Here is a 26,641-nt window from a genome sequence, read left to right as displayed (position 1 = left end):
GATAAATAAAGCATGATTGCCTTTTACTTTTAACTTAATAGTTCTTAAAAAATGGAGGCAAAAAACATTAATTTTGCCTCCATTTTATATAATAATTATTTTTTTATTGAAAATCTTAATGCCAACTCTGATATATACTCCAAAGTTTTTAATATATTAGGATATACTGGACAAACACTTAAACTCTCAACTACAATAATTGATCCGAGCAAAAATATAATCCATAGACTTAAATATATTTTTTCGGATTTACGAATTGAGCTTTTCATTTTTTCTAACATTTCATCATTACCAAAAATTTCTGATAAATCTTCATCTGTTAATATGTCTTTGTAATTAAGTTTAAGTTGTTCATAACTGTCCCATACTTTTTTGATTTCATAACGTGATTGACAGTAACATATTATTAAATATACAAAAGATCCCAGTAAAACACATTCTACTATAATAGTAATTTCTTTTGTAAAAAGATTATCTAATGGCTGATTTGACACTATATTAGCCAAAATCACAGTAAACAAAAATCCAAATATAGCAATGATATTTGACTTAAATTTATCTAATAATCCAGTCGCATATTCTCCTGTTCTTGAAACGGTATCGCTTATAAATTCCGCAACTTTATTCTTTAGTTCTAAATACGCCTTTACATTTTCTTTTAAATAAAGGTTATAATTAGACTGTATTGAAGCCATAACTTTTTCATCGATTTCCGTTATGGAAACGTACTTACAATGCAAACTAATTACGTTTCTAACAATGATTGCTTTATCAATTGGATTCCCATCTGTATAAATCCAATTGTAAATACTGTACAAGATCTTGTTATCTGGTAGCTCACTTATATTACAACAATATTCCATTGTACGTTGACCATTTATTATACCTTTAAGTTGACTATTACTTATTGCGGATGATGTTGCAATAAAACTGATAGATAATAAAACCATAATTTTTTGAAATACTTCTCTTAATGGGTTGTTTTCGTAATCAATCGTAATTTTAAAATCATCCGGCAGCACCTCAAAAATGTCAAAATTATAAAAGTATGAAACCTCCCTGCACTCCTCCATTCTTCTTTTTCTGTTAAATTCAGTATTTACCATACCATTTCCATTGGGTACAAAAAACATAGTTTTAGTTGCAAACATTGCAACGGGACTATATACGTCAAACACTAAATAATTTGATGACTGTTTTAATAAATTAGAGAATGCAATCATAACCTCTTCTAAAGACAAAGAAAGTATATCTTTAACAAATTCATCAAATGCATAAATAGAAAAATGATTATTAACCACTTCCTTATCAATCTTTACTTTAACATTTATGATTTCATCTTCTAATGTGTCGTTAATAAACCCCTTATAATCCTCTTCATTACCTAATGAAAAATCATAAACCTGTTCTGTTTCATCTTGCAAAACTATTTTTATTTTATCTCTTTGTGAAACGGAATTTATGATATCCAAAAAATACCCATACTCTGGAGCATTTTTAACCTCAAATTTAAAGGAGGCTTCATATACTTTCATTCTTTCTGAAACGACACTATCTATTATTGTTGCTGCCTGAATCAACTCTGTAAGCATAATCCCCCTCCTCTTGTTTTATTTATTTGAAAATCTTCTAAATGTCAAATCATTATCTGTTTTTATTTGTATATATCTATTTCCATCATTATCTCTATATGCTTTTATAGTTTCATCAAAATCGTCTATAGCATCCGTTATTCTTAACTGTACACCGTGGCAAACATCATAAACCTTTCTAATACGGGCATTTATAACTGATGGTACCGTGTTAAACTGCTTATCAAATTTGTATTTCTCTGGTAATTCCCGTATCTTTTCTAATACTTTTTCCATTTTATCTTGTTCCAATTCCGTTGGTTTATAGTTTTCCAATGTACTTTGAATCATAGTGTCATAATCAATATAATCATTAGACTTAAAATATGTAATCATTGTATTTCTAAGCAGTGTGTGATCTCTTGGTGCAATACCTTTTACATTTCTATTTAATGTACTATCTATTGCACGAAATGCTTTATCTGTATTTACTTCGTCACTTACAACTTGATCTAATTCTAAAAAATTATCATACCAATACTTTGCAATATTATTAGAATATACTTTTGCTGAAAAATTAGTTGCATTGGGATCGTCAATTCTAAAAGTACAGGACTTCCAAAGTTTAGTTTTATCTTTTGAAAATCCGGATTTAAAGCTAAAATCTTCATCGTCTACAAAATCGGTATGTTCCACCTTAGCCAGCAAATATATATGCTCATCCATCTCTTCATCGTACATAAGAGCTTGTATTAAACTACCTTTTTGTACATTTGTATTCATATGTGCCACGGAAGTTTGTGCTTCTTGCTCTTTTAATAACAGTCTTTTAGCTATAAAATCCATTTTATCCGTTACAAAATTGGCATCTATCTGATTTTTTACTATATCTAAAATACAGCTTATTACTTCTGTATTAGCTGACCGTGTATGATATTCTCTAATAGAGGAATTATCATTTATATAAGTAATCAATGTTCTCACATAGTCAGAAAATGTTTCTGGCGTATCCCGTACATAAACAACATTATTCTCATAATCAATGATTCTTATTGTTTGAAAAACAATTTCCATCTTTAGCCCTCCTGCCAATACTTTTTTCAATTATACCACATATTGGAAGCAACTTGGACAAAAAATTGCCTTTTTTATACCATCTGCACTTTCATGTTTTATTTTGGGCCCATTCTTCCACTATTGGGATAAGACATTGCCAACTTAAATCTACAGTATGAATAAAAATTCCATATATTAGCTCGAATTGGATACTCTTTTCTGTATTCAAATTCCATCTGGTACTTTATGCTATGTCTGGTACACCACCAATGAATATCTTTCATTTTCATAGAATTACCAGCACTTATATGTTCTCCTAGCATTTTAATCTTATAATTATCTGTCTCTGTTTTAGCAAATAAATAAAACCATACATTAAAATATCTAATTATGTATACCTCACAATCTCCATTGTACATCATACACACTCCTGTCTATACAGTAATATATTTTCCACTTTTCTACAATATCCACATAATGTATACTGTAGTCTATGGGGTAAATATTTCCACCAGAATCAGCACTAACTCAATGACCCCCACACCATCCTCGTCCATCAGAAACGATTTTACTTCTCTTACCAGATACGCTTTATCCATATACTTTTTCTCCTTTCTCCCCATTTTCAGATCCCAAACGCCAGAAACGCCGGGACTGAAACCATCAACATAATAATCATCAACATCAAAAACAATGGAAGCATCAGCTTTGTGGATGCCTCTTCCCCCCGGCGTCTTGCCAGTGCTTTCTCTTCTTCAAATGCCGACTCCATCTCTGTCTCCAGCGCCTTTCGAAGTCCTTCTGCCCCATTTCTGACATTCTGCTCCAAAAGCCCGGAAAGCTTCCGGTACGGTCTCAGGCGGCAGCCCGCACCAAATTCCGCATATGCCTGCAGTTCCGGGACACCGCGCTGCATCCGGTGATATGCCGCTGCCATTTCCCGGTATGCCGCCCGCTCCGTCTGTGTTCCCGCCCGGCATGCCGCCTCGTATTCCAGCACAATCCGCTCCCATGCCCGGCGGACCGGAAGCCCCGCCCCGGAAAATACAGTCAGCTTTGACACAATCTCCGGATAATCTTCCATCAGCTCCCGCTTTTTCTTCTTTTTCGCCTCACTCTCCTTCTGTTTTTCATAAAGAGGAAGCAGAATTGCCGCCGCAATCCCCAGCACCGGAAACAGCAGATATTCCCTGTCTCCGCGCACCCGGTAAGATAAATTCTTCCCCTCATACATCTTTGGCAGAACCAGCTGCCCTTCCGTTCTCTGCGCCTCATCCATCTGCTTTAACAGCCGCTTAAAACCTGCCTCTTTTTCCTGCTGCTTCGTCCGAAGCGGCGGATATAGCGTGACCGGGAACCGGTACTCCCGGCTGAATACCCCCGCCTGCAGGGATGCGGTCAGTTCTGTCTGAATCCCCTTCTCCGGGCATTCTTCATTTAAAACTGTCCCATCCGTCTGAATCCATTCCGCATCCTCCGGTGTCCAGCGGACCCGGATGCCCTCTTCTTCCAGCCAGCCGACGAGATGTAGATCTTCCCTTACCTCCTGCAGGGACAGATTGTTTCCCCGAATTAAATCCGCCAGTTTACCTCCCGCCTCCAGCAATACTTTTTTTGCATCCTCTTCCGCATATTCCCGCTCTCCGAGCGAAATCTCCACCGGAATCTCCTTCTCGCACAGTCCGCGCACCCACACTTCCTGCTGCCGTTCCCCTTCTCCGTATGCATAGCGGTTCAGCCGGTTCCCATCTTCCAGCGCCCCATCCCGTTTTTCCACCAGATATCCCGCAACTGCCAGAATTATCCCCAAAAGAATGCATAAAACCTGCTTTTTCCCCATTTTTCCCATGCTGTTTCACACCTCAATCTGAAGAATTTTCCCCGATACCCTCCATGCCAGCAGATAGACCACCAGACACCCGGTCATCACCACCCGCCCCACCGCTGTCTCATACATCTGTGAGAAAAAGCCCGGCGATGACAAATCCACGTAGAGCACGATCAGGTACGGCATCAGGTTCATAATTCTCTGTTCAAACTGCTTTTCTGCCGTCATCGTGAGAATTTCCTCCCGCACCTGAATGCGATCCGAAATCACGTGAACGACATGGTGAACCACGCTTGCCAGCTCGCCCCGGCTCCGTTTGGATACAGTAAAAATAACAGAGAAATTTTCCACCTCATCCAGACCGCTCCTCTTCGCAAAGGAAGAAAGCAGCGCCTCCACGGTCCGGTTCATTTTAAGCTGGCTTGCCAGATATGAAAACTCACGGGTAATCATCCCTTCTTTTCCGTATTGTTCTTCCAGATCGCGCACGCTCGCAATAAACGCATTTTCCACTGAATAGCCTGCAGCCAGCGCCGAAGCCACGATCTGAATCGCTTCCTTAAACTGGAGCCGCAACTCCTCTTTTCTCCGGCGGCAGAGTTCCCGCCTCTTAAAAAACGGCCGCAGCATCCCCGCCGGAAGCATCAGAACGAACGCCAGAAATGAACGGTAGAATACATATGCCGTCACGGCGCACACCGCTGTTCCCTCCAGAAGGTAACGTATCCACTCCTGCCCCGTCAGGTGGTAAACCCGGTAATCAGAAAGCACTTCCTCCCGCGAATCTGCGCCGCCCTTCAAATCTGCCAACCTGGACAAGTGCTCCTTCCACCTGTCCGGAAGCAGTCTCCCCGCTTTCCTGAAACTGATAGATGGGAGAAAGGCGGATTTCCCCATTTTCATAGCCTATCACCTCCGTGATCTCCAGCACCTTCCGGCTCCGGTCCCGCATCCGCCCGACATGGACCATCAGATCGAGTGCTGAACCGATCTGGCTCCGGACCGCCGCAAGCGGCAGCTCTGCCGCCATCAGAACCATCGTCTCCAGTCTTGAGAGCATGTCTTTTGCGCTGTTGGCATGTCCGGTTGAGAGCGAGCCATCGTGCCCCGTATTCATCGCCTGCAGCATTTCCAGCGCCTCGCCGCCCCGGACCTCCCCAACGATGATGCGGTCCGGACGCATTCGGAGACTCGCCCGGATCAGATCGCGCATGGAAATCTCCTGCGAACCATCCCGGTTTTCTACCCTTGTTTCCAGGCTGACAAGATTCGTTACATGGCGGATTTGAAGTTCTGCCGAATCCTCGATCGTAATGACGCGTTCCTCCTGTGGAATATAGCCGGACATGGCGTTTAAGATCGTCGTTTTTCCCGATCCGGTTCCGCCGCTGATAAAAATATTGAGTCCCCGCTCGACCGCTTTCTGCAAAAATGCCGCTGCCTCCCGGCTGATACTTTTTAACTCAATCAGACGTTCCATCGTGATCGGTTCCGGGAACTTCCGGATCGTTAAAATCGGCCCATTTAACGCCACCGGTGCCAGCACCACGTGGACACGAGAACCATCTTCCAGTCTCGCATCCGCAATCGGGGATGCCAAATTGACCGTCCGGTTGACACGGCTTACAATCTGCTGAATCAGATCCTCTAGCTGCCCTACCGAATCAAAGTGCTTTTCTAACTCTTCCACACGCCCCTGCCGCTCGACAAAAATGTGCTCCGTGCCATTTACCATGATCTCCGTGATCGTCGGATCATCGACCAGCTCCTGCAAAATATCCAGCCGTCTGAATGAATCAAACAGCTCTTTTCTCAAACAAAGCCGCTCTTTTAACGGCAGATACGCCCCTTCTGCCGCTTCCAGAATCGCCATGTCGATCAGGTCGCGCAGCTCCTCATCCTCCACCTGCATACGGCTCTCCATCTGCTCCATCAGACGCTGCCTCAAAACCATTTTCTGCTCCTGCATACTTCCCCCTGCCAGTTGTTTCTCTCACAACCGTTTACTCTTTAGAATGACTGGCAAAATCCCGCTCAATTTATCCCTGTCAAAAGACTTTGCCCCTTCTAATTTAACCCACAATGAACATTATCCGCCCACACTGCTTCCCCGCAGCAGCTGCCGTACATAATCACCCAGTTCTCCCCATAAGAGCTGGTCAATATAATCGCCCCGTCCAAAACTGCCGTGATACGGAAGCTTCAGGCGTTTAATACGTTCCCTTAGCATGCCATTTCCTGTCTGTGAAAAATACTGCTCCAGCTCCTTAAGCTTTGCCAAAGACACCGGATCTTCCCGGATCGGCATATAAATTACCCGGCACAGCTTCATTACCGAAAGCGCCGTCCTGCGCCCGCTTCCTATATCCACTACCAGTGTATCATACGCACTCTCCCCGGCAATTGCCCGTATAAGCCCTGCGATCGCCTCCTCTCCCGCCTGATCCAGATCCTCCGGATAGCGCACCGGCGGAATATAGTCCAACTCCCCCATCGTGTGGACAACGCTGCTCAAACGAAGCGAATTATAGCTTCCACCGTTGTAAAAATACAACAGATCCGACAAATCACTCTTATATTCTTCTTTCATCAAAACCGACAGACCGGAAAATTCCTCCAGGTTCAGATACAGCACCCGCTCCTCCTGTGCCAGAAGTTTTCCCATTGTCAGGGCAAACGAGGTCTTTAAACACCGTCCAACCGGCGAATACACTCCCAAGACCTTCGCCAGCCCCCGCCCGGACACCTCCGGCAGCTCCCCCGGGCTTTCCCCATACCAGGTCATCACGTCGCGCACAATCGCATCGCTGGACTGGTATTTGTAGACACAGGGAACTGACGGACTGACCGGTTTTCCCCCATTATCCGATAAAAGAATAACCTTTTCCGCCCGGATGGACTCCTTTTCTTCCGCCGGAACATGCTCGCCCAACAACAGAAGCTTTACCGGATGTTCTGCCGCAAATGCCCGCAGCCGCTCGATCGAGCTGAACGCCACCACCTCAAACGGTATTTTTTCCTTCTGGTTAACTACCTCTGCAAACCGCGCCGCATAGACCGGATCCACATCATACACCGCCAGAATATGCTTCATCGCACCGCCACCTCCCTAATCACAAGCCATTTCCCCTACAGATACCGAATCAGCTCCGCCCCAATCACTCCCAAAAACAGGCACGGTGCCAGACAAAAAGATGCCTCTTTTCCATCCCGCGCTTCCAGATAGTACGGCTCGACGCTTCCCCCAAGCGCGGACCGGTACAAATAAAACACAAGATATGTAAGCCGCTGCCTGGCAATCCCACGCCGGATAAGTAATACAAGTGACCATATTCCGGCAGCTGCCAGCCCGCACAGGAAAATCCGCCCGCCCTGCCGCAGCCCGGCGGCACCAAACAGGACGGCTGCCATTTTGATGTCCCCCGCACCTATCATGCGAAACAGATACAGAGGGAACAGGACAATCAGTAAACTCCCGACACGAATCAAATATCCACAAGTCTCGCCAATCCCCATCATAAGCGCCGCCCCATATCCCGGCAGCCGCCCGCCCCATCCGGCCGTATATCCCATCTTCATCCCCAGACCAAACCGAATCAAAAGAAACAACAGGCCGCCAAGCAGAAGCATCCCATTGGGAATACGGCGTTTTTTCAAATCCCAAAACGCACAGCCGCCAGTAAACAACAGCAGCAAAAAGATCAATCCATCCCCTCCTTCTCTTTCGCATACATGAAACAAACAATTTCTGCACAGTATGTCCTCTTTTCAAAACTCCTGCCGCAAACGATAGCTGCCAATCCTGCGCCAGCTTTTACCGCCACCTTTTTCCATTCATTTCCTGTATGCACTTCAAACATTCCTGAAAAATTATCGAACATTTCTCTGAACTTAACTTTTAGAATCTTAATAATAGATCAACGGGAAATCCGGATTCCCGTGACAGATGGAAGAACCCATCCATGAATGTTCCTCCATTATGAACAGTTTTTGGTCAAAAGTCAATCCCAAAACACCCGAAATATGCGCCAAAATCATCTCAAAAACTTTGTGCATCTGAACCCATTGTTTTAGCTAGACAATTTCGTTATTTGAAAATAATTGCCAAAATATCTCTTTATTTTTTATCTATAAATACCCATTCCAGCATTTTCCTTTCCATTGACTGACGAAACAAAAAATGGTAAAATACTATTAGTTTAAATTTTTAAACCATTATAGAAGGAGGAGCCGCGATGAAAAAAGGAATAGAACTCAAACAGCATTTTCATACCTGTATGCCTCTTTTTATCGCGCTGGGCGATGAAATACGGCTGACGATCATCGAAGCGCTGACGGACGAAGCCCTCACGGGGCGCACAAAAAACAACGATGTGAACAAAAATCAGCCTGATAAGAACAATGACCGTCCAATCAGCCTGCCCGCCCAGTCCCGTCCGCATGGCTTAAACGTCCGGGAGATCACCGAACGAACCAGCCTGTCGCGCCCGGCAGTTTCCCACCATTTGAAGATCTTAAAGACAGCCGGGCTGATCGATGTCCACCGGGAGGGAACCTGCAATTATTATTATCTCTCAATCGAAGACAGCACCCGGAAATTGATGCAGCTCGGACATCTGCTGGAATCCGTGCTTTCCATGAACGCCTGAACCAGGATGCATATCTTTCCATTTTCTGAATATACTGATCGTTGTACCAATTTATAGGATTCAGAAAGAGAGCATCAAACCATGAAGCACAACCGCACCCACTGCTCCGGGAGCACCAGCACGGACATTTTTTCCGCCCACCCTGACCCGGAGCTGCTGACAGAACTGCGACAGACCATGAGCACGATCAACACCGTTTTCAACCATTTTGAAGAGGTCGTCGATCCGACTCTGATTGACTGCTATATCTACGAACTGAAAGCCGCACACCTCCGGTATCAGTTCCTTTTACGACATATTAAACAACAGGAAAATACCATTTAACCGACACAAGGAGGACCTTTCTCATGACAGCCTGGTACGACAAAGCTATCTTTTACCATATGTATCCTCTGGGCATGACCGGAGCACCGTTTGCCAATCCCTATCCCGCCTCCGATGAGACAGCGGATGGCACCTGGGACGTTTCCGCCGATTCCCGCATGGACGAACTGATGCAGTGGATTCCCTATTTAGAGAGCCTGCATATTTCCGCGCTTTACATCGGACCGCTGTTTGAATCATCCACGCACGGCTATGATACCCGCGATTTCCGGCTCATCGACCGGCGGCTGGGAACCAACGTCTCGTTCCGATCTTTCGTGGACTGCTGCCATGAGCATGGCATCCGCGTCGTCGTGGACGGCGTGTTCAACCACACCGGTCGCGAATTTTTCGCCTTCCGCGACCTGCAGGCGCACCGTGACCAGTCCCCTTACACCAGATGGTACAGGAACGTCAATTTCGACTGGGGCAGCCCGCTGGGCGATTCCTTCGGCTATGAATCCTGGCACGGCATCTGGGAGCTTCCCTGCTTAAACCACCGAAACCCGGAAGTGCGGGACTATCTGCTTGACACTGTCCGTTTCTGGGTGCAGGAATTTGACATCGACGGTATCCGCCTCGACTGCGCGGGCGATCTTTCCTTTGAATTTATACAGGAACTGCGCCGACTGGCAAATGAAATCAAGCCGGAATTCTGGCTGATGGGCGAAGTCATCCACGGCGAATACGCCCGCTGGGTCAATCCGCAGATGCTTCATTCCGTCACCAACTACGAGATGCACAAAAGCATCTATTCCGCGCACAACGACCACAATTATTTCGAACTGGCACACAATGTCCGCCGCCTCGAAGTGGTGGGGCGGGAGCTCTACACCTTTGTGGACAACCACGACGAAGACCGGATCGCAAGCAAACTGTTAAATCCGGCACATCTTGCGCCGCTTTACACGCTGCTGTTCACTCTTCCGGGCATTCCGTCCATCTATTATGGAAGTGAATGGGGCATTCAGGGACGCCGCGGACACAACTCTGATACGGAACTCCGTCCGAGAATCCTGCCGCCGAGACCGCTTGCAGAAGAAATGCAGACCAGCGACGGACAAAACACCGGCATCCGCACAGATGGCAACTGCCAGAGCTTTTCGAGCGCCACAGGCCCAAACATACACGCAGGCGCAAACACCTGCTGCCAGACCACTTCAAGCACCACAGGCTCAAACACAGATACCAGCGCAGGCACCGTGACACCGCTTACACTTCTGATCCAGAAACTCGCCGCCATCCACGCCGCCGAACCGGCGCTTCACGGTGGGCGTTATCAGGAACTTCTGCTGACAAACCGGCAGTACGCATTTGCCAGACACGGTGACCACCAGGCGATCCTTACCGCTGCCAACAACGATGACAACGCCGCTTATTTACAAGTTCCGCTTCCATTCCACACGACAGCGGAACAAGCTACGGATCTGATTACCGGAAAATCATTTTTGATCGATAAGAATACAAACAAAATTCAGATAGAATTAGAGGGTAACAGCGCTGTTATTCTCGGAATCACGGAGGGGTAACCTTATGAAAAAAGCAGCTTCCACTACTAAACGAACCACATCGAAAAAACCAAAGACAGAGGGACTCGGCGTGATCGGCGAGCTTGACCGGTATCTCTTCGGAGAAGGCCGCCACTACCAGCTCTACCACAAGCTGGGCGCACACCCTTATACATATCGCGGACAGGACGGCTACTATTTCGCGGTCTGGGCGCCGCACGCAGCCGCCGTCAGCCTGGTCGGCGACTTCAACGCCTGGAATCCGGATGCAACCCCGATGAAGCCGGTCGCAGACAGCGGCATTTACGAGCTCTTCGTACCGGGACTTGGCGTGGGACAGCTCTACAAATTCGCCATCACCACGCACACGGGAACGATTTTATTTAAGGCAGATCCATATGCATTTTCGGCAGAATACCGTCCGGGAACCGCTTCCGTGACCGCCGATATCCGCGGCTTCAAATGGAACGATTCCAAATGGATGGAATCGCGCGCGGGCACCGATCCGGTCAAGGCGCCAATCTCTATCTACGAAGTTCACTTAGGATCCTGGAAAAAGAAAAATCGCCCGGAAAAGGACGGTTACTACACTTACATGGAAGCCGCGCATGAGCTGGCTGACTATGTCCTGGAAATGGGCTACACCCATGTAGAGCTCATGGGAATCGCCGAACATCCGTATGACGGCTCCTGGGGCTATCAGGTAACCGGCTATTTTGCCCCGACCTCCCGCTACGGAACCCCGGCGGAATTTATGTATTTCGTCAATTACTTACATAAAAAAGGCATCGGTGTCATCCTAGACTGGGTTCCGGCGCATTTTCCGAAGGATGCACACGGACTTGCCGATTTCGACGGACAGGCGCTCTATGAGTACGCCGACCCGCGCAAAGGCGAGCACCCGGACTGGGGTACCAAGGTCTTCGATTATGCCAAAAACGAGGTATCCAATTTTCTGATCGCCAACGCGCTCTACTGGCTCGATGAATACCACATCGATGGTCTGCGCGTGGACGCCGTCGCTTCCATGCTTTACTTAGACTATGGGCGCCAGGACGGACAGTGGGTACCAAATAAATATGGCGACAACAAAAACCTCGAAGCCATCGAGTTTTTCAAACATTTAAACAGCGTGATCCGCGGCCGGAAGGACGGCGCCATCATCATTGCCGAGGAATCCACCGCCTGGCCGAACGTTACCAAGAGCCCGGAGGAGGACGGTCTTGGATTTACCTTCAAATGGAATATGGGCTGGATGCATGACTTCCTCGAATACATGAAGCTCGACCCGTATTTCCGTAAATTTAACCACAACAAAATGACCTTCGGCATCACCTACTGCACCAGCGAAAACTTCATTCTGGTGCTCTCGCACGACGAGGTCGTCCACCTCAAATGCTCGATGATCAACAAAATGCCGGGCGAATACGAGGATAAATTTGCCAACCTGAAAGTCGGCTACACTTTCATGCTCGGACATCCGGGCAAGAAACTTCTCTTCATGGGACAGGATTTCGGTCAGTTCCATGAATGGGATGAAAAAGTCTCCCTCGACTGGTACCTTACGAAAGAGCCGTTCCATGCCGACCTCCAGAATTATGTGAAAGGGCTTTTGACGCTCTACCACAAATATCCGGCGCTCTACCGCCTGGACGAGGAGTATGACGGCTTCCAGTGGATCAACGCCAACGACGGAGACCGCAGTATTTTCAGCTTTATCCGCCGCGATGAAACACAGAAAAAGAATCTTCTCTTCATCTGCAACTTCACCCCGGTAGACCGCGACGATTACCGCGTCGGTGTTCCGAAACGCGGCACCTACACGCTGCTGCTTGACCAGGAACACGGCTACTACAAGCGCGGCGATAAGATCAGCCATTACCGCTCCATCAAGAGCGAATGTGACGGACAGCCATACTCCTTCGCGTACCCGCTTCCGGCGTATGGAACTGCGGTGTTCCGGTTCTCATAAAATAATGTTCCTATGAAGTCAAAAAACCTGCCGCAGACAGACTGTTTATATGGGGGATACAGTCTGCCTGCGGCAGGTTTTATTTATACGGGTTCTGATTCGTGACCCAATCAATTTTATCCGCGGATCGCCGCTTCCAGCTGCTTCAGCGCTTTCTCCACCGTCGCCCGCGGGCATGCGATATTGATCCGCTCGAAGCCCTCGCCGTCCGGTCCGAACATCGCGCCGCTGTCCAGCCACAGATGTGCCTTGTCCACGATCAGATGTTCCAGCTCTTTTTCATTCAAATGAAGCGCCTTAAAATCCAGCCACAGAAGGTAGGTTCCCTCCGGCTCGATCAGACGGATTTCCGGCAGATGCTCTTCCAGATACGCCTTCACAAACTTCCGGTTCTCCTCCAGATACGCTTTTAGCTGTGCAAGCCACTCCGCTCCCTCTTCATACGCCGCCTGGCATGCTACCAGTCCCATCAGACCGACCTGGCTGTAGCCTGCCGCCGCGATCTCCTTTAAGAGTTTCTTCCGAAGCTCTGGGTTCGGCACAAAGATATTGGAAATCTGCAGTCCCGCCAGATTGAACGTCTTGGATGGTGCCGTGCAGATCAGGCAGTTCTGCTCAAACTCTGCACCCAGCTTCGCAAATACTGTGTGCGGATGTCCCTCGCGGGTAAAATCACTGTGGATCTCATCGCTGACCACGAGCACACCGTGACGCAGGCAAATCTCGCCAACCCGGCGCAGTTCTTCCTCGCTCCAGACACGTCCGACCGGGTTGTGCGGACTGCAAAGCAGGAACAATTTTACCTTATTTTCGACGATCTTCGTTTCCAGGTCGTCAAAATCCATCGTGTAATAGCCATCCGTGATTTTCAGCGGGCTGTTGACAATCTTACGCCCATTGTCCGTAATTACTTCCGAAAACGGATAGTACACCGGCTGCTGAAGCAGTACGCCGTCACCTTCCTTTGTATACGCCCGGACAGCCGCCGCCAGCGCGAATACAACGCCCGGTGTCTTCACCAGCCACTCCGGTTTCGTCTCCCAGCCAAAGCGCTCCCGGTACCAGTTCTGGACTGCCGCAAAATAGCCCTCTTTTCCATCACTGTAGCCGAAAATACCATGTTTTACTGTCTCTTCCAGCCGCTCTAAAATCGCCGGAGCCGTCTGAAAATCCATATCAGCCACCCAAAGCGGTAAAATATCCGCTGGTTTTCCTCGCTCGATGGCAAAATCATATTTTAAACAGTTGGTACCATGCCGGTCCACCACTTTGTCAAAATCGTATTTCATGCATTTTCCTCCCAATCCATCGTTCCTGTCAATGAACGGTTTTCACTCTGGCATCCTGTCATCCATGCCCATATCCCACTGCCCATGCAAAACCGATACCAGACATATCTATCCTCTTTTGTAACTGTTCAGTCCCTTCACAGTCACGCGCAAAAATCCATTAAAAATTGCCTACGGCAATGGGATTTTTGCCTGCTGGCCCATGTTTTCGTACGGTCAGCGCAGTAAATGCGCAGACCTACTGAACAGTTACCCTCTTTTTACGCTAACGCCTGCTCCAGATCCGCAATCAGATCATCCACATTTTCAATACCGACAGACAGACGTAAAAATGTCTCCGTAATTCCAAGGCGCTCCCGGATCTCAACCGGCACATCACCGTGTGTCTGCAGCATCGGATAGGTAATCAGAGACTCCACGCCGCCCAGACTCTCCGCATAAGAGATGAGCTTCACACGCTCCAGCACCTTTCTCGCCGTCTCCTCCGTATCTGTACGGAACGAAATCATGCTGCCAGCGCCACGGCTCTGTTTTTGGTTGATCTCATAACCCGGATGTTCCGGAAGTCCTACATAGTAGACATCCGTTACCTTTTTCTGCTCTTTCAGCCAGTCTGCGATCTTCATCGCATTTTCCTGCTGCCGCTCCACGCGCACCGACAGAGTCTTGATGCCGCGCAGAACTAAGAAGGAATCAAACGGAGAAAGTCCGCTTCCGATCGTCTTGAACAGATACCGGATCTGCTCTGCCAGCGCCTTGATCGGCGTACATAAAAATCCAGCCAGCGTATCATTGTGACCGCCTAAAAACTTCGTGCCGCTGTGGACAACCAGATCCGCGCCCTGGGCGATCGGATTCTGCAGATACGGGGACAGGAAGGTATTGTCCACGATCAGAAGCAGTCCGTGCTTCGTCGCCAAACGGCTCATTTCCGCCAGATCGGTCACCTGCATCGTCGGGTTGCTCGGTGTCTCGATGTAGAGTGCCTTCGTCTGATCCGTGATCGCCTTCTCAACCGCCTCCACATCGGCTGTATTTATATAGGAAAATGAAAAACCGCGCTTCTTTTCCAGTGCCTCAAAAATACGGACGGAACCGCCATACAGATCCTCGGTACATACAAAATGGCTGCCACTGTCAAACAGCTCCATCATCAGCGAGATCGCCGCCATACCGGATGTGCAGGCAACGGTATCAACCGCTCCTTCCAGCGCCGAAACAGTCTTTTCCAGCTCGTCTCTGGTCGGGTTGCTCTCACGCGTATAATTATGACCGGTTGATTCCCCAATACCCGGGTGGGCAAAAGTCGCCGTCTGGTAAATCGGCACTGAAACAGCGCCAAAAGAATGGTTTTTAGAAGTTTCCGGATCTCCGCAAATACAAGTTGTCTCTATCTGATAAGCCACGATGTCATCCTCCTGTGTCTATTTGCTATATCAGCAAATTCGTTTTTTATATAATTTTCTTATTTCATATTGTTTTAATTGGTTTATCAGTGATTGTAATGCGAAATTCCTACTTTGTCAATAGGAATTCCATGCAGTCCGCCATTTTCCCGGGCGTTTTCCTTCCTCAGCGCAAAAACCTATCAAGGTACATTTTTTGTTTTTTCACAGAACGCACCTTCCAAACAATTCAAGTCGAACGTCCGTGAGACTTGGCGCGTGATTCTGGTCAGCGAAGCTGACATATTCTTTACAGAATCACTGCGCATCCTCGCGGAGCGTTTATCTCAATCGGAGAATGGACTCCCACTGAGACAAATTTGCTATTACTCACCATCTGAAGAGGTGGGAGTCTTCTCGACTGAGATAAAAAAACAGTCAGAATCAATGACATCTTCCCACATTTCAGAAATATATCATCCATTCTGACCGCTTTAAATGGCCGCAGTTCTCGCTCCCCTTACCAATAGGTTTCACTTTTCATCAACCACACGCTAATTTCTACCAAATTACACTCTTAATTTCCTTTGCAGACTTCTTCTAGAAAATACCGGTGCACCGTCACATCCTCATTCAATTCCGGATGAAATGCCGTCGCAAACTGGTTTCCCTGTCTGGCTGCGACTATCTTTTCGTCCACTGTCGCCAGCACCTTAACATTTTTCTGAACCGAAGCGATGTACGGCGCGCGGATAAAAGTCATCGGAATCGTCCCCAGACCGGCAAATTCAGCCTCCGTGTAAAAACTTCCGAGCTGACGCCCGTAGGCATTCCGCACCGCCGACACATCCATCGTCGCAAAGCACGGCGTTCCTCCCTCGATCTCCTTGGCCAGAAGCAAAAGCCCCGCGCACGTTCCATACACCGGAAGCCCTGCCGCAATCTTTGCCCGAAGCGGCTCATAAAGCCCCAGCTCATCCAGGAGCTTACGCATCGCGGTACTCTCGCCGCCCGGCAGAATCAGTCCGTCCATCGGCCGCTCCAGATCCGGAAGCTGCCGGATCTCAAACGCCTCTGCGCCCAGTCTCCGTACCATGGCAATGTGTTCGGCAAACGCGCCCTGCACCGCCAGCACGCCTATCTGTTTTTTCTCCATCTTACTGTCCCCGCTCTGCCATCAAAATCGCAATCTCATTCTCATTGATACCAACCATCGCCTCGCCCAGATCCTCAGAAATCGCAGCAAGTAATTTTGCATCCTTGTAATTCGTTACTGCCTGCACGATCGCCGACGCACGTTTCTCCGGATTACCTGACTTGAAGATACCAGATCCAACAAAGACTCCCTCTGCGCCCAGCTGCATCATCAGAGCCGCATCCGCCGGGGTAGCCACGCCGCCTGCCGCGAAATTGACAACCGGGAGACGTCCATTGTCATGTACATAGCGGAGCAGATGAACCGGAACTTTTAACTGTTTTGCTGCCTCATAAAGCTCATCCTCACGCAGGTTCTGAACCCGGCGGATCTCCGAATTCATCGCACGCATATGGCGGACTGCCTGTACGACATCGCCCGTTCCCGGCTCGCCCTTGGTACGGATCATCGAAGCACCTTCCTCGATCCGGCGCAGCGCCTCTCCCAGGTCTCTCGCACCGCAGACAAACGGAACCTTGAACTGTGTCTTGTCAATATGGTACACATCATCCGCCGGAGATAATACCTCGCTCTCATCGATATAATCAATCTCGATCGCTTCCAGAATCTGCGCCTCCACAAAATGACCGATCCGGCACTTCGCCATAACCGGAATCGAAACTGCCTCCTGAATGCCGCGAATCATCTTCGGGTCACTCATACGGGACACACCGCCCGCTGCCCGGATATCCGCCGGAATCCGCTCCAGCGCCATAACCGCACACGCGCCTGCCGCCTCCGCGATCTTCGCCTGCTCCGGGGTTGTGACATCCATGATAACGCCGCCCTTTAACATCTGTGCCAGCTGTTTATTCAGTTCATAACGATTCTCTGCCATTTTTATTCCTCCCGTGGTTGAATATGATTTTTCTTTGTAAGCCAAGCGTCCTTACGATCCTTGCAATCAATACCCGAATCCACTGAATCATTCACAGGCAAGCGCCTCTTCTGCCTTTCTATTCTGCCTTGCGAAAAACAATTCACTGACATTCTGTATTTTTACATTCATTTCCGCATCAACTTAGTAGGAATTATAGCAAAAACTGTACTGATTAAAATATACACTTTTAAATATTTTAATCAGTACAGTTTGTTCTTTTCTCAAATCTTATTCTATTTTTCTTTTATCTGCACAAACCGGAGCGCCCCGGCATTCCACCAACGCCACTCCACTTACCCATTTTTCAGCTTTCCGTTTGTGTCTACGCCTCTTCCGCCTCCAGCAGCGCCTGGTACACATCCCGCTTCGAAACCCCGCGGTCCTTCGCCACCAGCTTCATCGCTTCCTTGCGGCTGTTTCCCTGTGATTCATAATGTTCCATATGCTCTTCCAGGGACATCTGCTGCCAGCGTGCCTGATCCTCCGCCTCGATCTCCTGGACGGATTTGCCCTCGATGACGATCACGCACTCGCCCTTCGGCTCATTTTCCGTATAATACGCCACCGCCTGCGAAAGCGTCGTTCGGAACGCCGTCTCATATTTCTTCGTCAGCTCCCGGCAGATGGACGCCTTTCTATCCCCCAGCGCCTCGTAAAGCTCCGTGAGCGTCCGCAGAAGGTGGTGCGGTGCCTCATAAAGCACAATCGTGCGCGTTTCATTCTGAAGCTCTGCAAGCACCCGCTGGTGCTCCTTCTTGTCCGTCGGAAGAAATGCCTCAAAACAGAACCGCCTCGTCGGAAGTCCCGAAATAATCAGCGCCGTAACACACGCCACCGCTCCCGGAAGTGCGGTCACTTTAATTCCCGCCTCGCAGCACTGGCGCACCAGCTCCTCACCCGGATCCGAAATCCCCGGCGTCCCGGCGTCCGTGATGCAGGCAATATTCATGCCCGATTTCAGCTTCTCCACCAGCACGCGCGCCTTCTCGACCTTATTGTACTCATGGTAGCTCGTCATCGGCGTATGAATATCAAAATGATTCAGAAGCTTAATACTGTGCCGCGTGTCCTCCGCCGCGATCAGATCCACCTGCTTTAACGTCTCCAGCACCCGGAATGTGATGTCATCCAGGTTGCCGATCGGTGTGGCACACAAATATAATGTTCCTTCCATCGTTCTCCTATTCCATTAATACCCGTAAATATCATAAATCTCATCCGTATACACGCCCGGCTCTTTGTACACAATGATCGGCTTTTCCACCGTCATCAGCGCGCCGCCGCCGCGCACTGCCTCGATGAGAACCATATTTGCCTCTTTATCTGCAAACGGATGGACAAATTTCATCCGCTTCGGCTCCAATTTCTGACTTTTCATCGCCATCAGAATCTCAATGAGCCGTCTCGGACGGTGCACCATATAGAGTCGTCCGCCGGGACGAAGTGCCGAAGCCGCCGCGCGCACGACATCCTCCAGATTGCAGAGAACCTCATGGCGGGCAATCGCCTTGGGAAGATCGGGATTTTTCAGCCCGTGGCTGTCGTTCATGTACGGCGGGTTCGTCGTTACCACATCAAAGGATGCCTTCTCAAACAGCGTCGGAACCTCCTTGATATCGCCCTGCACGATCGAAACCTTCTCTTCCAGCCTGTTGAGCGCCACACTCCGGGATGCCATCTCCGCCATCTCCGCCTGGATCTCCAGACCTGTAAAATGGCTTCCTTCCGTCTTTGCCTCCAGAAGAATCGGGATAATACCAGTTCCCGTTCCCAGATCAAGCGCTTTCTCGCCCGGCTTCACCGATGCAAACCCGGACAAAAGCACCGCGTCCATGCCAAAACAGAACCCGTTCGTCTTCTGGATGATCCGGTATCCGTTCCGCTGCAGTTCATCGATCCGCTCGCCCTCTTTAATTATCATCCAGCTTCGACTTTCCTTCCTTTTTCTCCAGTGCCTCCAGCGCTTTCAGCTCCGCATCGTTGACATTTCCCCTGTCACGGCGGCGCTTCGGCTTAAACTTGAGCTGATCCACACGGTAATCACGGATCTCCTTCTCATCCCGTCCTACCGTCACAACCACCTTTACCTGCTGGCGCAGGACGCTGACGCTGTGAACCTCGCCTTTCAGCCCGTCATCCGTTGTGACGTAATCGCCGACACTCGGCAGATGGCTGTTCAGATCCTCATACGTCTCTTCCTCGTATTTCAGGCAGCACATCAGACGACCGCACACACCCGAAATCTTCGTCGGATTTAAGGACAGGTTCTGCTCTTTTGCCATCTTAATTGAAACCGGAATAAACTCCGATAAATATGAATGACAACAGAGCGGACGACCACAGATACCGACGCCACCCAAAATCTTCGTCTCATCCCGGACGCCAATCTGGCGCAGCTCGATCCGCGTCTTAAAGACCGCCGCCAGATCCTTGACAAGCTCACGGAAATCGATTCTTCCATCCGCCGTAAAATAAAACAGCAGCTTATTGTTATCAAAGGTGTATTCTGCATCGATCAGCTTCATCTGCAATTCATGCTTGCGGATCTTTTCCTGACAGATCTGGAATGCCTCATGCTCTTTTTCTTTATTCTTCCGTTCCAGCTCCTCGTCATTCTTCGTCGCCATACGAATGACCGATTTCAGCGGCTGGATCACCTTCTTCTCATCCACCTCGCGGACGCCAAGAACCACCTCTCCGAACTCGATTCCGCGGGCGGTCTCCACGATCACATGATCGCCCATCTTGATTTCCATCTGCGCCGGATCGAAGTAATATACCTTTCCGGCCTTGCGGAACCGGACTCCGATTACCTTTATCATAAATTTAATTCTCCTTCATCGTCAAAAGCATCAGCTCCAGCGCCAAATCGGTGTTGACGTTAGCATTCAGCCGGACTTTTGCCTTTTCAATCGCACTCAATATCTCTTCCAGCCCCTCATAGGAACTCTTCTGGCAGCAACTGCTGACCGCCGAATACTCATCCTTAAAGATCAGCGAATTCATGTCCTTTGTGACCTTAAACATCAGAATATCCCTGTACCAGAGCTGCATGAAATCCAGGCACTCATACAGATCCAGATTGTCCTCCTGCAGCTTGCGGATATAATCCAGAAGCATCGGAATATCCATGTCCTTGATATTTTTAAGCAGCGTCAGCACCTCTCGGTACAAAAGTGCAAACTCCTCCGAAGAGGCGAGATGAATCGCTTTTCCTAAATTTCCTCTCGCAAACGCCGCATAAATATCCGCCTGTCCATCCGAAACGCCCATTTTCTCCGTCAGGTAATCGCTTACCACTGAATCCTTGAGCGGACGAAGTTTCAACTGGATACAGCGGGACAGGATCGTCGGCAGAAATACCTCCGGGTTCGTCGTGATAAGCACCAGCACCGCATAGGCCGGCGGCTCCTCAATCGTCTTTAAAAGAGCGTTCTGCGCCTGCACCGTCATTTTCTCCGCCTCATCGACCAGATATATCTTATATGGACTGCTGTACGGGCGGATCGAAACCGTATCATTGATCTGAATCCGGACATCATCGACACCAATGCTCGCAGGTTTCTCATGTGTCACCCAGATCACATCCGGATGATTGCCCGACAAAAACTGCTTACAGGAATGGCATTCCATGCACGGCTCCGTCCCATGTTTCTCGCACAAAAGCGTCATGGCAAATGCCTTCGCGATCGTCTTGCGTCCCATTCCTTCCTCGCCCGACAATATGTAGGCATGTGAAACTCTCTGATACCCTATCGCCTTCTGAAGGTGCTCTTTTATCTTCTCATGTCCAATAATATCGTGAAAACCTGCCATCTTGATGCTCCTTTCAGGGCTGGACTCTGAATTTTAATTCTAAAATCATTTCAATTGTATGGATCGGTTGGGATCCCTTCTATCATGCCCTTCTTTTATTATTTGTAAATCTCTATCATCTTAGTATAACACAAGATTTACCCTCTGCCTAGTGCGATGAAATTCCGAATTTGTTACTGTTCACGCATACGTGCCCAGTAACGGAATTTGCCGTGGCTTCGCATTTAAATACGGCAAATTCCTGCTGCCACCACGTTTTCTTACGGCACTTTCGGTTCCAAAAGTGCCAATCCCTGAGCCCGAATTTCCCTTACCAACGTATCCACACACGCTTCCAGCTCGCGGTTTTCAAACCGGTTTTCCGCCCGGATCCCACATTTTTCCATATTTTCGGCACTGAAATCTGCCTCATCCGCCAGGAAACGACGGCACAGCTCCGCATACTTTGGCTCTGTCTGCTGCCGTTCCCGGTCAAGCGCACGCTGAAGGCGTTCACCGTCCTCCACCTCAATGTAAAGCGGCACCAGCACATCCGCACCGAAATAATTCCGCGTCCCCTCATACGATTCCAGCGTCCCGATCATGAAATAATCATGCGATCCCAGATCGATCTGCCCATCGTCCACCGTTGCATAACTCCACGGTCCATAAATAGTCTGGTAGGTTCTCTTTTCAATGATCTTTCCCTGTTTCTCCAAATCCGCAAGCCTTTTTCCGGTCACAAAATAATACTCCACACCGTCCCGCTCGCCTGCCCGGATCGGTCTGGTCGTATACGGCACCACCGTCCGAATCTGCGGCAGCCGCTCTCTCAATATCTTATAGATCGTGTCCTTCCCGGACGCGCTCTTTCCCATCACGTAAAATATATGTCCCATCTTCCTATTATGCCTTTCCAGCCAGTATTTTCACACGCATTCCATCGTATATATAAATCCGATTTTTCTCTGTTTCTTATGGCAAATGTGCGAACCTGCTAAATAACAACCTCTATCCACAAATCCAATTTGTCTGATTTTTCACAAATTCCTTCCACCGTAAGTCCCAGCTTCCAATCCTCACGGATCCGCGCGATCTCCCTTGTTCCAATCCGCTCTCCCGGCATCAGCATCGGCACCCCCGGCGGATAAATGGTAACGCAGGTCCGCGCCGTCCTTCCTTCCGCCTCCTCAAGCAGCACCAGCATGCCATCCCCATGCCATGCCTGCCAGGGGAGACACATCTGCTGTGGATAGTTTTCTGAATCATTTTCTTGGTTCGGTTTCTGATTCAATTGTGCTCCCGAAAACGGTTCCTGCCTGCCTTGTTTTGCATCTTTCAGCCCAACACTTTCCGCCTCCAGCTTTTCCACCCGCGCATCCAGCTCCAAAAGTGCCCGCTCCAGACGCGAAAATCCTTCCTCCGTATCCATAAACGAAGTCATCAGAAGCACATACCGCCCGCTCGACATCTCCGCCTCCAGATGGTACTCTGTCCGCAAAACCTCTGCCAGTCTAGTTCCCGTCATAAAATCTGGAAATAGCACCAGTTTTGACGGATCATATCCATACACACCTGCCGCACCACAGATTTCCTCTTTCAGAAGCCGGAAATGTTTTAGCTTCGCCAATTTTTCCCGGAGTTCCCGCAATCGCGCGCCATACCGCGCCATCTCCCCGGCTCCTTTTTCTGCCATATACCGGACGCAGTTCTCCATCGACGCAATCAGAATATACGACGGGCTGGAACTCTGGTAAACCGATAAATACTGTTCCACCTTCTTCGCATCCAGAATCTGGCTTTTCAGATGCAGAATCGCCGTCTGTGTCAAAGATGGAAGCGTCTTGTGAAGACTCTGGATCACCAGGTCCGCCCCCTCCTGTAACGCCCCATCCGGGAAATAGTTCCCATCCCCAAACGGCAGATGCGCGCCGTGCGCCTCATCCACAATCAGCGCCGCTCCATGCCGGTGCGCCGTCGCTGCAATCCCCTGGATATCCGACACGATCCCCTCATAGGTCGGGGAAGTCACAAACACAGCCCGGATCTCCGGATGCTCCAAAAGTGCTCGTTCCACCTGCTCTGGCTCGATCCCTCCCGGAATCTGAAACTCCGGCACCTCCTCCGGATATAAATATACCGGTTCCAGCTGGTTTAAAACCACCGCGTGATACGCCGATTTGTGGGAATTTCGAGCCATGAGGATTTTTTCCCCCGGCTTCACCGCCGCCGCGATCGCCGCCAGAATCCCGCACGTACTGCCATTCACCAGATACCAGCTCCGGTCTGCTCCGTACACCGCAGCCGCCGAATTCATCGACTCTTTCAAAATATCTTCCGCATGATGCAGGTTGTCAAATCCATCAATCTCCGTGATATCCACCGAAAATGGATTCGGGACGGAAGTTATCCCCATTTTCACCTGGCGTTTGTGGCCCGGCATGTGGAACGGGTAGGCATCCGACGCCGCATAGGTGGATAAACGTTCTAAAAGCGGCACTTCCGGACGTAGGATGATTGTTTCCGACCGCATTTTCCTGTCTTTATTCACTTTTTCTTCTTCCTTCTGTTTCTCTCTTTTTTCGTTCATGTCTTATTTCTATCCGCTGCACCGCATCCCAAAAGCATTTCATTTCCCTGAAAACAACTTTTTAAAATTTTATTTTAATCTTTTATAAAAAACTACCGCAGTATCTGATCGCCATCCTTGACACAAAGATTTTTCTTCACACCTAATGTTACCATCCATCCACGGACAATCGGCGTCTTATACGAACCAGCGCCCGCGACGCCATCCTGCACATTATCCCAGAGCCAGTCCGGCGTCGGCCATAAGCAGACCTCCGGTGAAATCTCCTGGTAGAGCTCCTCTTCCACACCTCTCTGCCCATGGTGCGCCATCTGTAGCACATCCGATTTCAGTTCCTCCTGCGTATGATTGGCAAGAAAATCTTTCCCTGCCTGCCAGCCCATATCACCCAAAAACAGGATCCGTTTTCCGCCCATCTCCACGCGGTACGCGACCGAGCTGTTATTAAAACTATTTTCCGTGCAGGCAAATGGCTCGTTCATCACTGTGATCTCCGCGCCCGCCACTGAAATCTTCTGCCCTTTCGTAAGCGTCCCGCATTTTTCTGCTTCCGGCAGTTTCGCAATCGCTTCCGTGATCCGATCATAACACTCCAAATCTGAATCCCGTCTTGAAACCTGCTCCTGACCTAAAAATTCTTTATCCAGAAATGAATAATACACCTTACCGATCGAGATCGGCATCGGATCCATGTTTAAAATCTCCGTGATCGCCCCCACATGATCGCTGTGCGGATGGGTTAAAAGCCATGCATCCACATGACCGCCCAACTCCTGAATAACCTCAATCAAATGCGGTGCATCGACATCACGACCGCCATCTACCACGATCACCGCGCCTTCCTTCGTCTTCATGACGCAGGAGAGGTTCTGCCAGATATCCGCACACGCTAAAAGCCGAAGCTCTCCCCCGTCCAGATACGGCTCCTCCACGCCCGGCTCCGCCGCCTCCGCCGCAGCTAACGCTTCCATTTCTGCCGCCGACTGCTGTTCCCCCAGGTTATCTAAATCAATCGGCTGATCTGGATTTTCTCCATTTTCATCTCGGACAGCCTCCCGCTCTGTACTGTCCACGATTGCTACCGTTCCGGCTGTCTCCGGATAGTTCGTGAACCGGTGGCTGCATCCGCTCAAGTTCAAAAGGAACGTCATGCCAAGCGCCGCCGCTGCATATAAATATTTCCGGCGTTTCTGTTTCATCTTGTTTGGCTCCATTTTTCTTCTCCATTTTAAAATTTCTGCATTTGCCTATTTCTATTCTTACTTCCATTTTGGTTTTCTATTTGCTTCTGTTTTCAATCAATTATAACAGCTGCCATATCCGAAAACAAGAAATTATATATTCAAGAAAGACTCCTGTCTGAATGGCTTTTTTACTTTACATGAATGTTAAACGAAGTTTCCTATTTCTGCTTCGCGCGAGTGCGCATCATTGGCACGTTAGTGCCTTTTTGTGTAATAGGAAATTCCTTGGAATTCCCTATTACACAAAAAACCGCCACACTGTCTCCAGTGTGACGGCTTCTCATCTTCATGAGGCATCGGGGATTCGAACCCCGGACAACTTGATTAAAAGTCAAGTGCTCTACCGACTGAGCTAATACCCCATATGCCCAGAACCGGAATCGAACCAGTGACACGAGGATTTTCAGTCCTCTGCTCTACCAACTGAGCTATCTGGGCGTAATGGTTATTTGGTTTTATGCGGATTAAAAGTTTGCTTGTCGCTTTTTTTAGTCCGAAGTGCTCAGCTCAAGACCTGCGGTCTTTCGCTTACGGCATTCGCCGTATACATCTAAAAATATATCTGTTAAAAAACATGCAAGCATGTTTTTAACTTCTATATTTTTATCTGTGCACTTCTCATTGCATAAAAAAATTGCGGGGGCAGGATTTGAACCTGCGACCTTCGGGTTATGAGCCCGACGAGCTTCCAGACTGCTCCACCCCGCGCTAATTCTTACTCTATTATTATATACAATTTCTGGAAAAATACAACCATTATTGTAAAAATAATAATGGATGGAGGTGGATTCGAACCACCGAAGCGAGACGCAACAGATTTACAGTCTGCCCCCTTTGGCCACTCGGGAACCCATCCATTTTAAAAAGCCGATGATCGGACTCGAACCGATAACCTGCTGATTACAAATCAGCTGCTCTGCCAATTGAGCCACATCGGCATAAAACATTGGTAACAATGGGGCCTACAGGGCTCGAACCTGTGACCCTCTGCTTGTAAGGCAGATGCTCTCCCAGCTGAGCTAAGACCCCATCTACGATACTGCACCAGTCCATATTCATTTTTCAAAGAATTGAAATAGTCGTATCTAAACGACCCGGATGGGGTTCGAACCCACGACCTCCGCCGTGACAGGGCGGCGCTCTAACCAGCTGAGCCACCGGGCCAAAAGGTATATACCTTCAAAACTGCACACTGAATTTCTTCTACTCTCTATCTTTCATCCTTTTAGGAAATAACTTCCTCTTACCTATCCTTAACCATAACCTTTTGGTTAAGCCCTCGACCGATTAGTAACAGTCAGCTTCACGTATTACTA

Annotated in this window: 22 protein-coding genes and 7 tRNA genes; 4 read left to right on the top strand and 25 right to left on the bottom strand. The window is 48.7% G+C overall.

Annotation, left to right across the window (positions count from 1 at the left end; all coding sequences use genetic code 11):
- Positions 1-95 precede the first annotated feature (95 nt).
- From DXC57_RS10595 to DXC57_RS10560, 7 genes are all read right to left on the bottom strand, one after another.
- Positions 96-1,592, bottom strand: coding sequence for a hypothetical protein (locus DXC57_RS10595; protein ID WP_182457289.1), 1,497 nt, complete (start codon positions 1,590-1,592; stop codon positions 96-98).
- Between the two features lie 18 nt (positions 1,593-1,610).
- Positions 1,611-2,645 carry a hypothetical protein gene (locus DXC57_RS10590; protein ID WP_055650592.1) on the bottom strand — a complete coding sequence of 345 codons (1,035 nt, stop codon included), beginning with the start codon at positions 2,643-2,645 and terminating at the stop codon, positions 1,611-1,613.
- A 607-nt stretch (positions 2,646-3,252) separates the two neighbouring features.
- Complete coding sequence (locus tag DXC57_RS10580; protein ID WP_118652525.1) at positions 3,253-4,476, bottom strand: hypothetical protein; 1,224 nt, start codon at positions 4,474-4,476, stop codon at positions 3,253-3,255.
- Positions 4,477-4,482: 6 nt separating this feature from the next.
- Positions 4,483-5,265, bottom strand: coding sequence for a type II secretion system F family protein (locus DXC57_RS10575; RefSeq protein ID WP_243022012.1), 783 nt, complete (start codon positions 5,263-5,265; stop codon positions 4,483-4,485).
- Entirely contained in the window at positions 5,216-6,424 is a 1,209-nt protein-coding gene (locus tag DXC57_RS10570) for a CpaF family protein (RefSeq protein ID WP_333493402.1), read from the bottom strand. Before DXC57_RS10570 ends, DXC57_RS10575 begins: the two co-directional genes overlap by 50 nt.
- A gap of 120 nt (positions 6,425-6,544) precedes the next feature.
- Positions 6,545-7,549: a hypothetical protein gene (locus DXC57_RS10565; protein ID WP_022360412.1), complete on the bottom strand. Its 1,005-nt coding sequence runs from the start codon at positions 7,547-7,549 to the stop codon at positions 6,545-6,547.
- Between the two features lie 35 nt (positions 7,550-7,584).
- Positions 7,585-8,160 (bottom strand): prepilin peptidase, encoded by a 576-nt coding sequence (locus tag DXC57_RS10560; protein WP_182457074.1) that lies wholly within the window; start codon positions 8,158-8,160, stop codon positions 7,585-7,587.
- A gap of 530 nt (positions 8,161-8,690) precedes the next feature.
- On the opposite strand from DXC57_RS10560, the gene DXC57_RS10555 reads away from it, so the two are divergent.
- From DXC57_RS10555 to glgB, 4 genes are all read left to right on the top strand, one after another.
- Positions 8,691-9,104 (top strand): metalloregulator ArsR/SmtB family transcription factor, encoded by a 414-nt coding sequence (locus DXC57_RS10555; RefSeq protein WP_243101459.1) that lies wholly within the window; start codon positions 8,691-8,693, stop codon positions 9,102-9,104.
- A gap of 81 nt (positions 9,105-9,185) precedes the next feature.
- Positions 9,186-9,428 (top strand): YaaL family protein, encoded by a 243-nt coding sequence (locus tag DXC57_RS10550; protein ID WP_107001765.1) that lies wholly within the window; start codon positions 9,186-9,188, stop codon positions 9,426-9,428.
- Between the two features lie 23 nt (positions 9,429-9,451).
- Entirely contained in the window at positions 9,452-10,996 is a 1,545-nt protein-coding gene (locus tag DXC57_RS10545) for an alpha-amylase family glycosyl hydrolase (protein ID WP_243101458.1), read from the top strand.
- Positions 10,997-11,000: 4 nt separating this feature from the next.
- Entirely contained in the window at positions 11,001-12,947 is a 1,947-nt protein-coding gene (gene glgB / locus DXC57_RS10540; RefSeq protein ID WP_022360407.1) for a 1,4-alpha-glucan branching protein GlgB, read from the top strand.
- A 116-nt stretch (positions 12,948-13,063) separates the two neighbouring features.
- Here the strand turns inward: glgB and DXC57_RS10535 are convergent, their stop codons facing one another.
- From DXC57_RS10535 to DXC57_RS10450, 18 genes are all read right to left on the bottom strand, one after another.
- Positions 13,064-14,236, bottom strand: a complete 1,173-nt coding sequence (locus DXC57_RS10535; protein WP_118522887.1) for a MalY/PatB family protein — start codon at positions 14,234-14,236, stop codon at positions 13,064-13,066.
- A 260-nt stretch (positions 14,237-14,496) separates the two neighbouring features.
- Complete coding sequence (locus DXC57_RS10530) at positions 14,497-15,642, bottom strand: PLP-dependent aspartate aminotransferase family protein (protein WP_207663864.1); 1,146 nt, start codon at positions 15,640-15,642, stop codon at positions 14,497-14,499.
- Between the two features lie 556 nt (positions 15,643-16,198).
- Positions 16,199-16,777: a pyridoxal 5'-phosphate synthase glutaminase subunit PdxT gene (gene pdxT / locus DXC57_RS10525; RefSeq protein ID WP_107001768.1), complete on the bottom strand. Its 579-nt coding sequence runs from the start codon at positions 16,775-16,777 to the stop codon at positions 16,199-16,201.
- A gap of 1 nt (position 16,778) precedes the next feature.
- Entirely contained in the window at positions 16,779-17,654 is an 876-nt protein-coding gene (pdxS, locus tag DXC57_RS10520; protein WP_107001769.1) for a pyridoxal 5'-phosphate synthase lyase subunit PdxS, read from the bottom strand.
- Between the two features lie 364 nt (positions 17,655-18,018).
- Positions 18,019-18,870 (bottom strand): 16S rRNA (cytidine(1402)-2'-O)-methyltransferase, encoded by an 852-nt coding sequence (gene rsmI / locus DXC57_RS10515; protein ID WP_107001770.1) that lies wholly within the window; start codon positions 18,868-18,870, stop codon positions 18,019-18,021.
- A gap of 15 nt (positions 18,871-18,885) precedes the next feature.
- Entirely contained in the window at positions 18,886-19,617 is a 732-nt protein-coding gene (locus DXC57_RS10510) for a tRNA1(Val) (adenine(37)-N6)-methyltransferase (RefSeq protein WP_107001771.1), read from the bottom strand.
- A complete protein-coding gene (locus DXC57_RS10505) occupies positions 19,607-20,518 on the bottom strand; it encodes a stage 0 sporulation family protein (RefSeq protein WP_022360400.1) in 912 nt (303 codons plus the stop codon). The genes DXC57_RS10510 and DXC57_RS10505 overlap by 11 nt, the downstream gene beginning before the upstream one ends.
- Before the next feature lie 4 nt (positions 20,519-20,522).
- A complete protein-coding gene (holB, locus tag DXC57_RS10500) occupies positions 20,523-21,512 on the bottom strand; it encodes a DNA polymerase III subunit delta' (RefSeq protein ID WP_022360399.1) in 990 nt (329 codons plus the stop codon).
- Positions 21,513-21,772: 260 nt separating this feature from the next.
- Entirely contained in the window at positions 21,773-22,390 is a 618-nt protein-coding gene (locus DXC57_RS10495) for a guanylate kinase (protein ID WP_118652523.1), read from the bottom strand.
- Positions 22,391-22,488: 98 nt separating this feature from the next.
- Entirely contained in the window at positions 22,489-24,081 is a 1,593-nt protein-coding gene (locus DXC57_RS10490; RefSeq protein WP_243101457.1) for an aminotransferase class I/II-fold pyridoxal phosphate-dependent enzyme, read from the bottom strand.
- A gap of 92 nt (positions 24,082-24,173) precedes the next feature.
- Entirely contained in the window at positions 24,174-25,295 is a 1,122-nt protein-coding gene (locus DXC57_RS10485) for an MBL fold metallo-hydrolase (protein WP_118652521.1), read from the bottom strand.
- Between the two features lie 319 nt (positions 25,296-25,614).
- Positions 25,615-25,687 (bottom strand) — tRNA-Lys (locus DXC57_RS10480).
- 3 nt (positions 25,688-25,690) lie between these two features.
- A tRNA-Phe gene (locus tag DXC57_RS10475) sits at positions 25,691-25,763 on the bottom strand.
- Positions 25,764-25,959: 196 nt separating this feature from the next.
- Positions 25,960-26,033: transfer RNA gene (locus DXC57_RS10470), tRNA-Met, on the bottom strand.
- A gap of 66 nt (positions 26,034-26,099) precedes the next feature.
- Positions 26,100-26,181, bottom strand: a tRNA-Tyr gene (locus tag DXC57_RS10465).
- 9 nt (positions 26,182-26,190) lie between these two features.
- Positions 26,191-26,263, bottom strand: a tRNA-Thr gene (locus DXC57_RS10460).
- Positions 26,264-26,281: 18 nt separating this feature from the next.
- Positions 26,282-26,354: transfer RNA gene (locus tag DXC57_RS10455), tRNA-Val, on the bottom strand.
- Positions 26,355-26,415: 61 nt separating this feature from the next.
- Positions 26,416-26,489 (bottom strand) — tRNA-Asp (locus DXC57_RS10450).
- Positions 26,490-26,641 lie beyond the last annotated feature (152 nt).

Origin of the sequence: Clostridium sp. TF06-15AC (assembly GCF_003481165.1) — a bacterium.
GTDB classification, from domain to species: domain Bacteria; phylum Bacillota; class Clostridia; order Lachnospirales; family Lachnospiraceae; genus Otoolea; species Otoolea fessa.
The sequence above is the reverse complement of the archived record's forward strand: the minus strand, read 5'-3'. Positions and strand labels throughout refer to the sequence as shown.

Coding starts and splice junctions, on each gene's coding strand:
- rsmI (WP_107001770.1), bottom strand. CDS start 18,870: ATGGAAGGAACATTATATTTGTGTGCCACACCGATCGGCAACCTGGAT.
- DXC57_RS10550 (WP_107001765.1), top strand. CDS start 9,186: ATGAAGCACAACCGCACCCACTGCTCCGGGAGCACCAGCACGGACATT.
- DXC57_RS10485 (WP_118652521.1), bottom strand. CDS start 25,295: ATGGAGCCAAACAAGATGAAACAGAAACGCCGGAAATATTTATATGCA.
- DXC57_RS10595 (WP_182457289.1), bottom strand. CDS start 1,592: ATGCTTACAGAGTTGATTCAGGCAGCAACAATAATAGATAGTGTCGTT.
- glgB (WP_022360407.1), top strand. CDS start 11,001: ATGAAAAAAGCAGCTTCCACTACTAAACGAACCACATCGAAAAAACCA.
- holB (WP_022360399.1), bottom strand. CDS start 21,512: ATGGCAGGTTTTCACGATATTATTGGACATGAGAAGATAAAAGAGCAC.
- DXC57_RS10495 (WP_118652523.1), bottom strand. CDS start 22,390: ATGGGACATATATTTTACGTGATGGGAAAGAGCGCGTCCGGGAAGGAC.
- DXC57_RS10490 (WP_243101457.1), bottom strand. CDS start 24,081: ATGAACGAAAAAAGAGAGAAACAGAAGGAAGAAGAAAAAGTGAATAAA.
- DXC57_RS10565 (WP_022360412.1), bottom strand. CDS start 7,549: ATGAAGCATATTCTGGCGGTGTATGATGTGGATCCGGTCTATGCGGCG.
- DXC57_RS10510 (WP_107001771.1), bottom strand. CDS start 19,617: ATGATAATTAAAGAGGGCGAGCGGATCGATGAACTGCAGCGGAACGGA.
- DXC57_RS10505 (WP_022360400.1), bottom strand. CDS start 20,518: ATGATAAAGGTAATCGGAGTCCGGTTCCGCAAGGCCGGAAAGGTATAT.
- DXC57_RS10570 (WP_333493402.1), bottom strand. CDS start 6,424: ATGCAGGAGCAGAAAATGGTTTTGAGGCAGCGTCTGATGGAGCAGATG.
- DXC57_RS10580 (WP_118652525.1), bottom strand. CDS start 4,476: ATGGGAAAAATGGGGAAAAAGCAGGTTTTATGCATTCTTTTGGGGATA.
- DXC57_RS10590 (WP_055650592.1), bottom strand. CDS start 2,645: ATGGAAATTGTTTTTCAAACAATAAGAATCATTGATTATGAGAATAAT.
- DXC57_RS10545 (WP_243101458.1), top strand. CDS start 9,452: ATGACAGCCTGGTACGACAAAGCTATCTTTTACCATATGTATCCTCTG.
- pdxT (WP_107001768.1), bottom strand. CDS start 16,777: ATGGAGAAAAAACAGATAGGCGTGCTGGCGGTGCAGGGCGCGTTTGCC.
- DXC57_RS10555 (WP_243101459.1), top strand. CDS start 8,691: ATGAAAAAAGGAATAGAACTCAAACAGCATTTTCATACCTGTATGCCT.
- DXC57_RS10535 (WP_118522887.1), bottom strand. CDS start 14,236: ATGAAATACGATTTTGACAAAGTGGTGGACCGGCATGGTACCAACTGT.
- pdxS (WP_107001769.1), bottom strand. CDS start 17,654: ATGGCAGAGAATCGTTATGAACTGAATAAACAGCTGGCACAGATGTTA.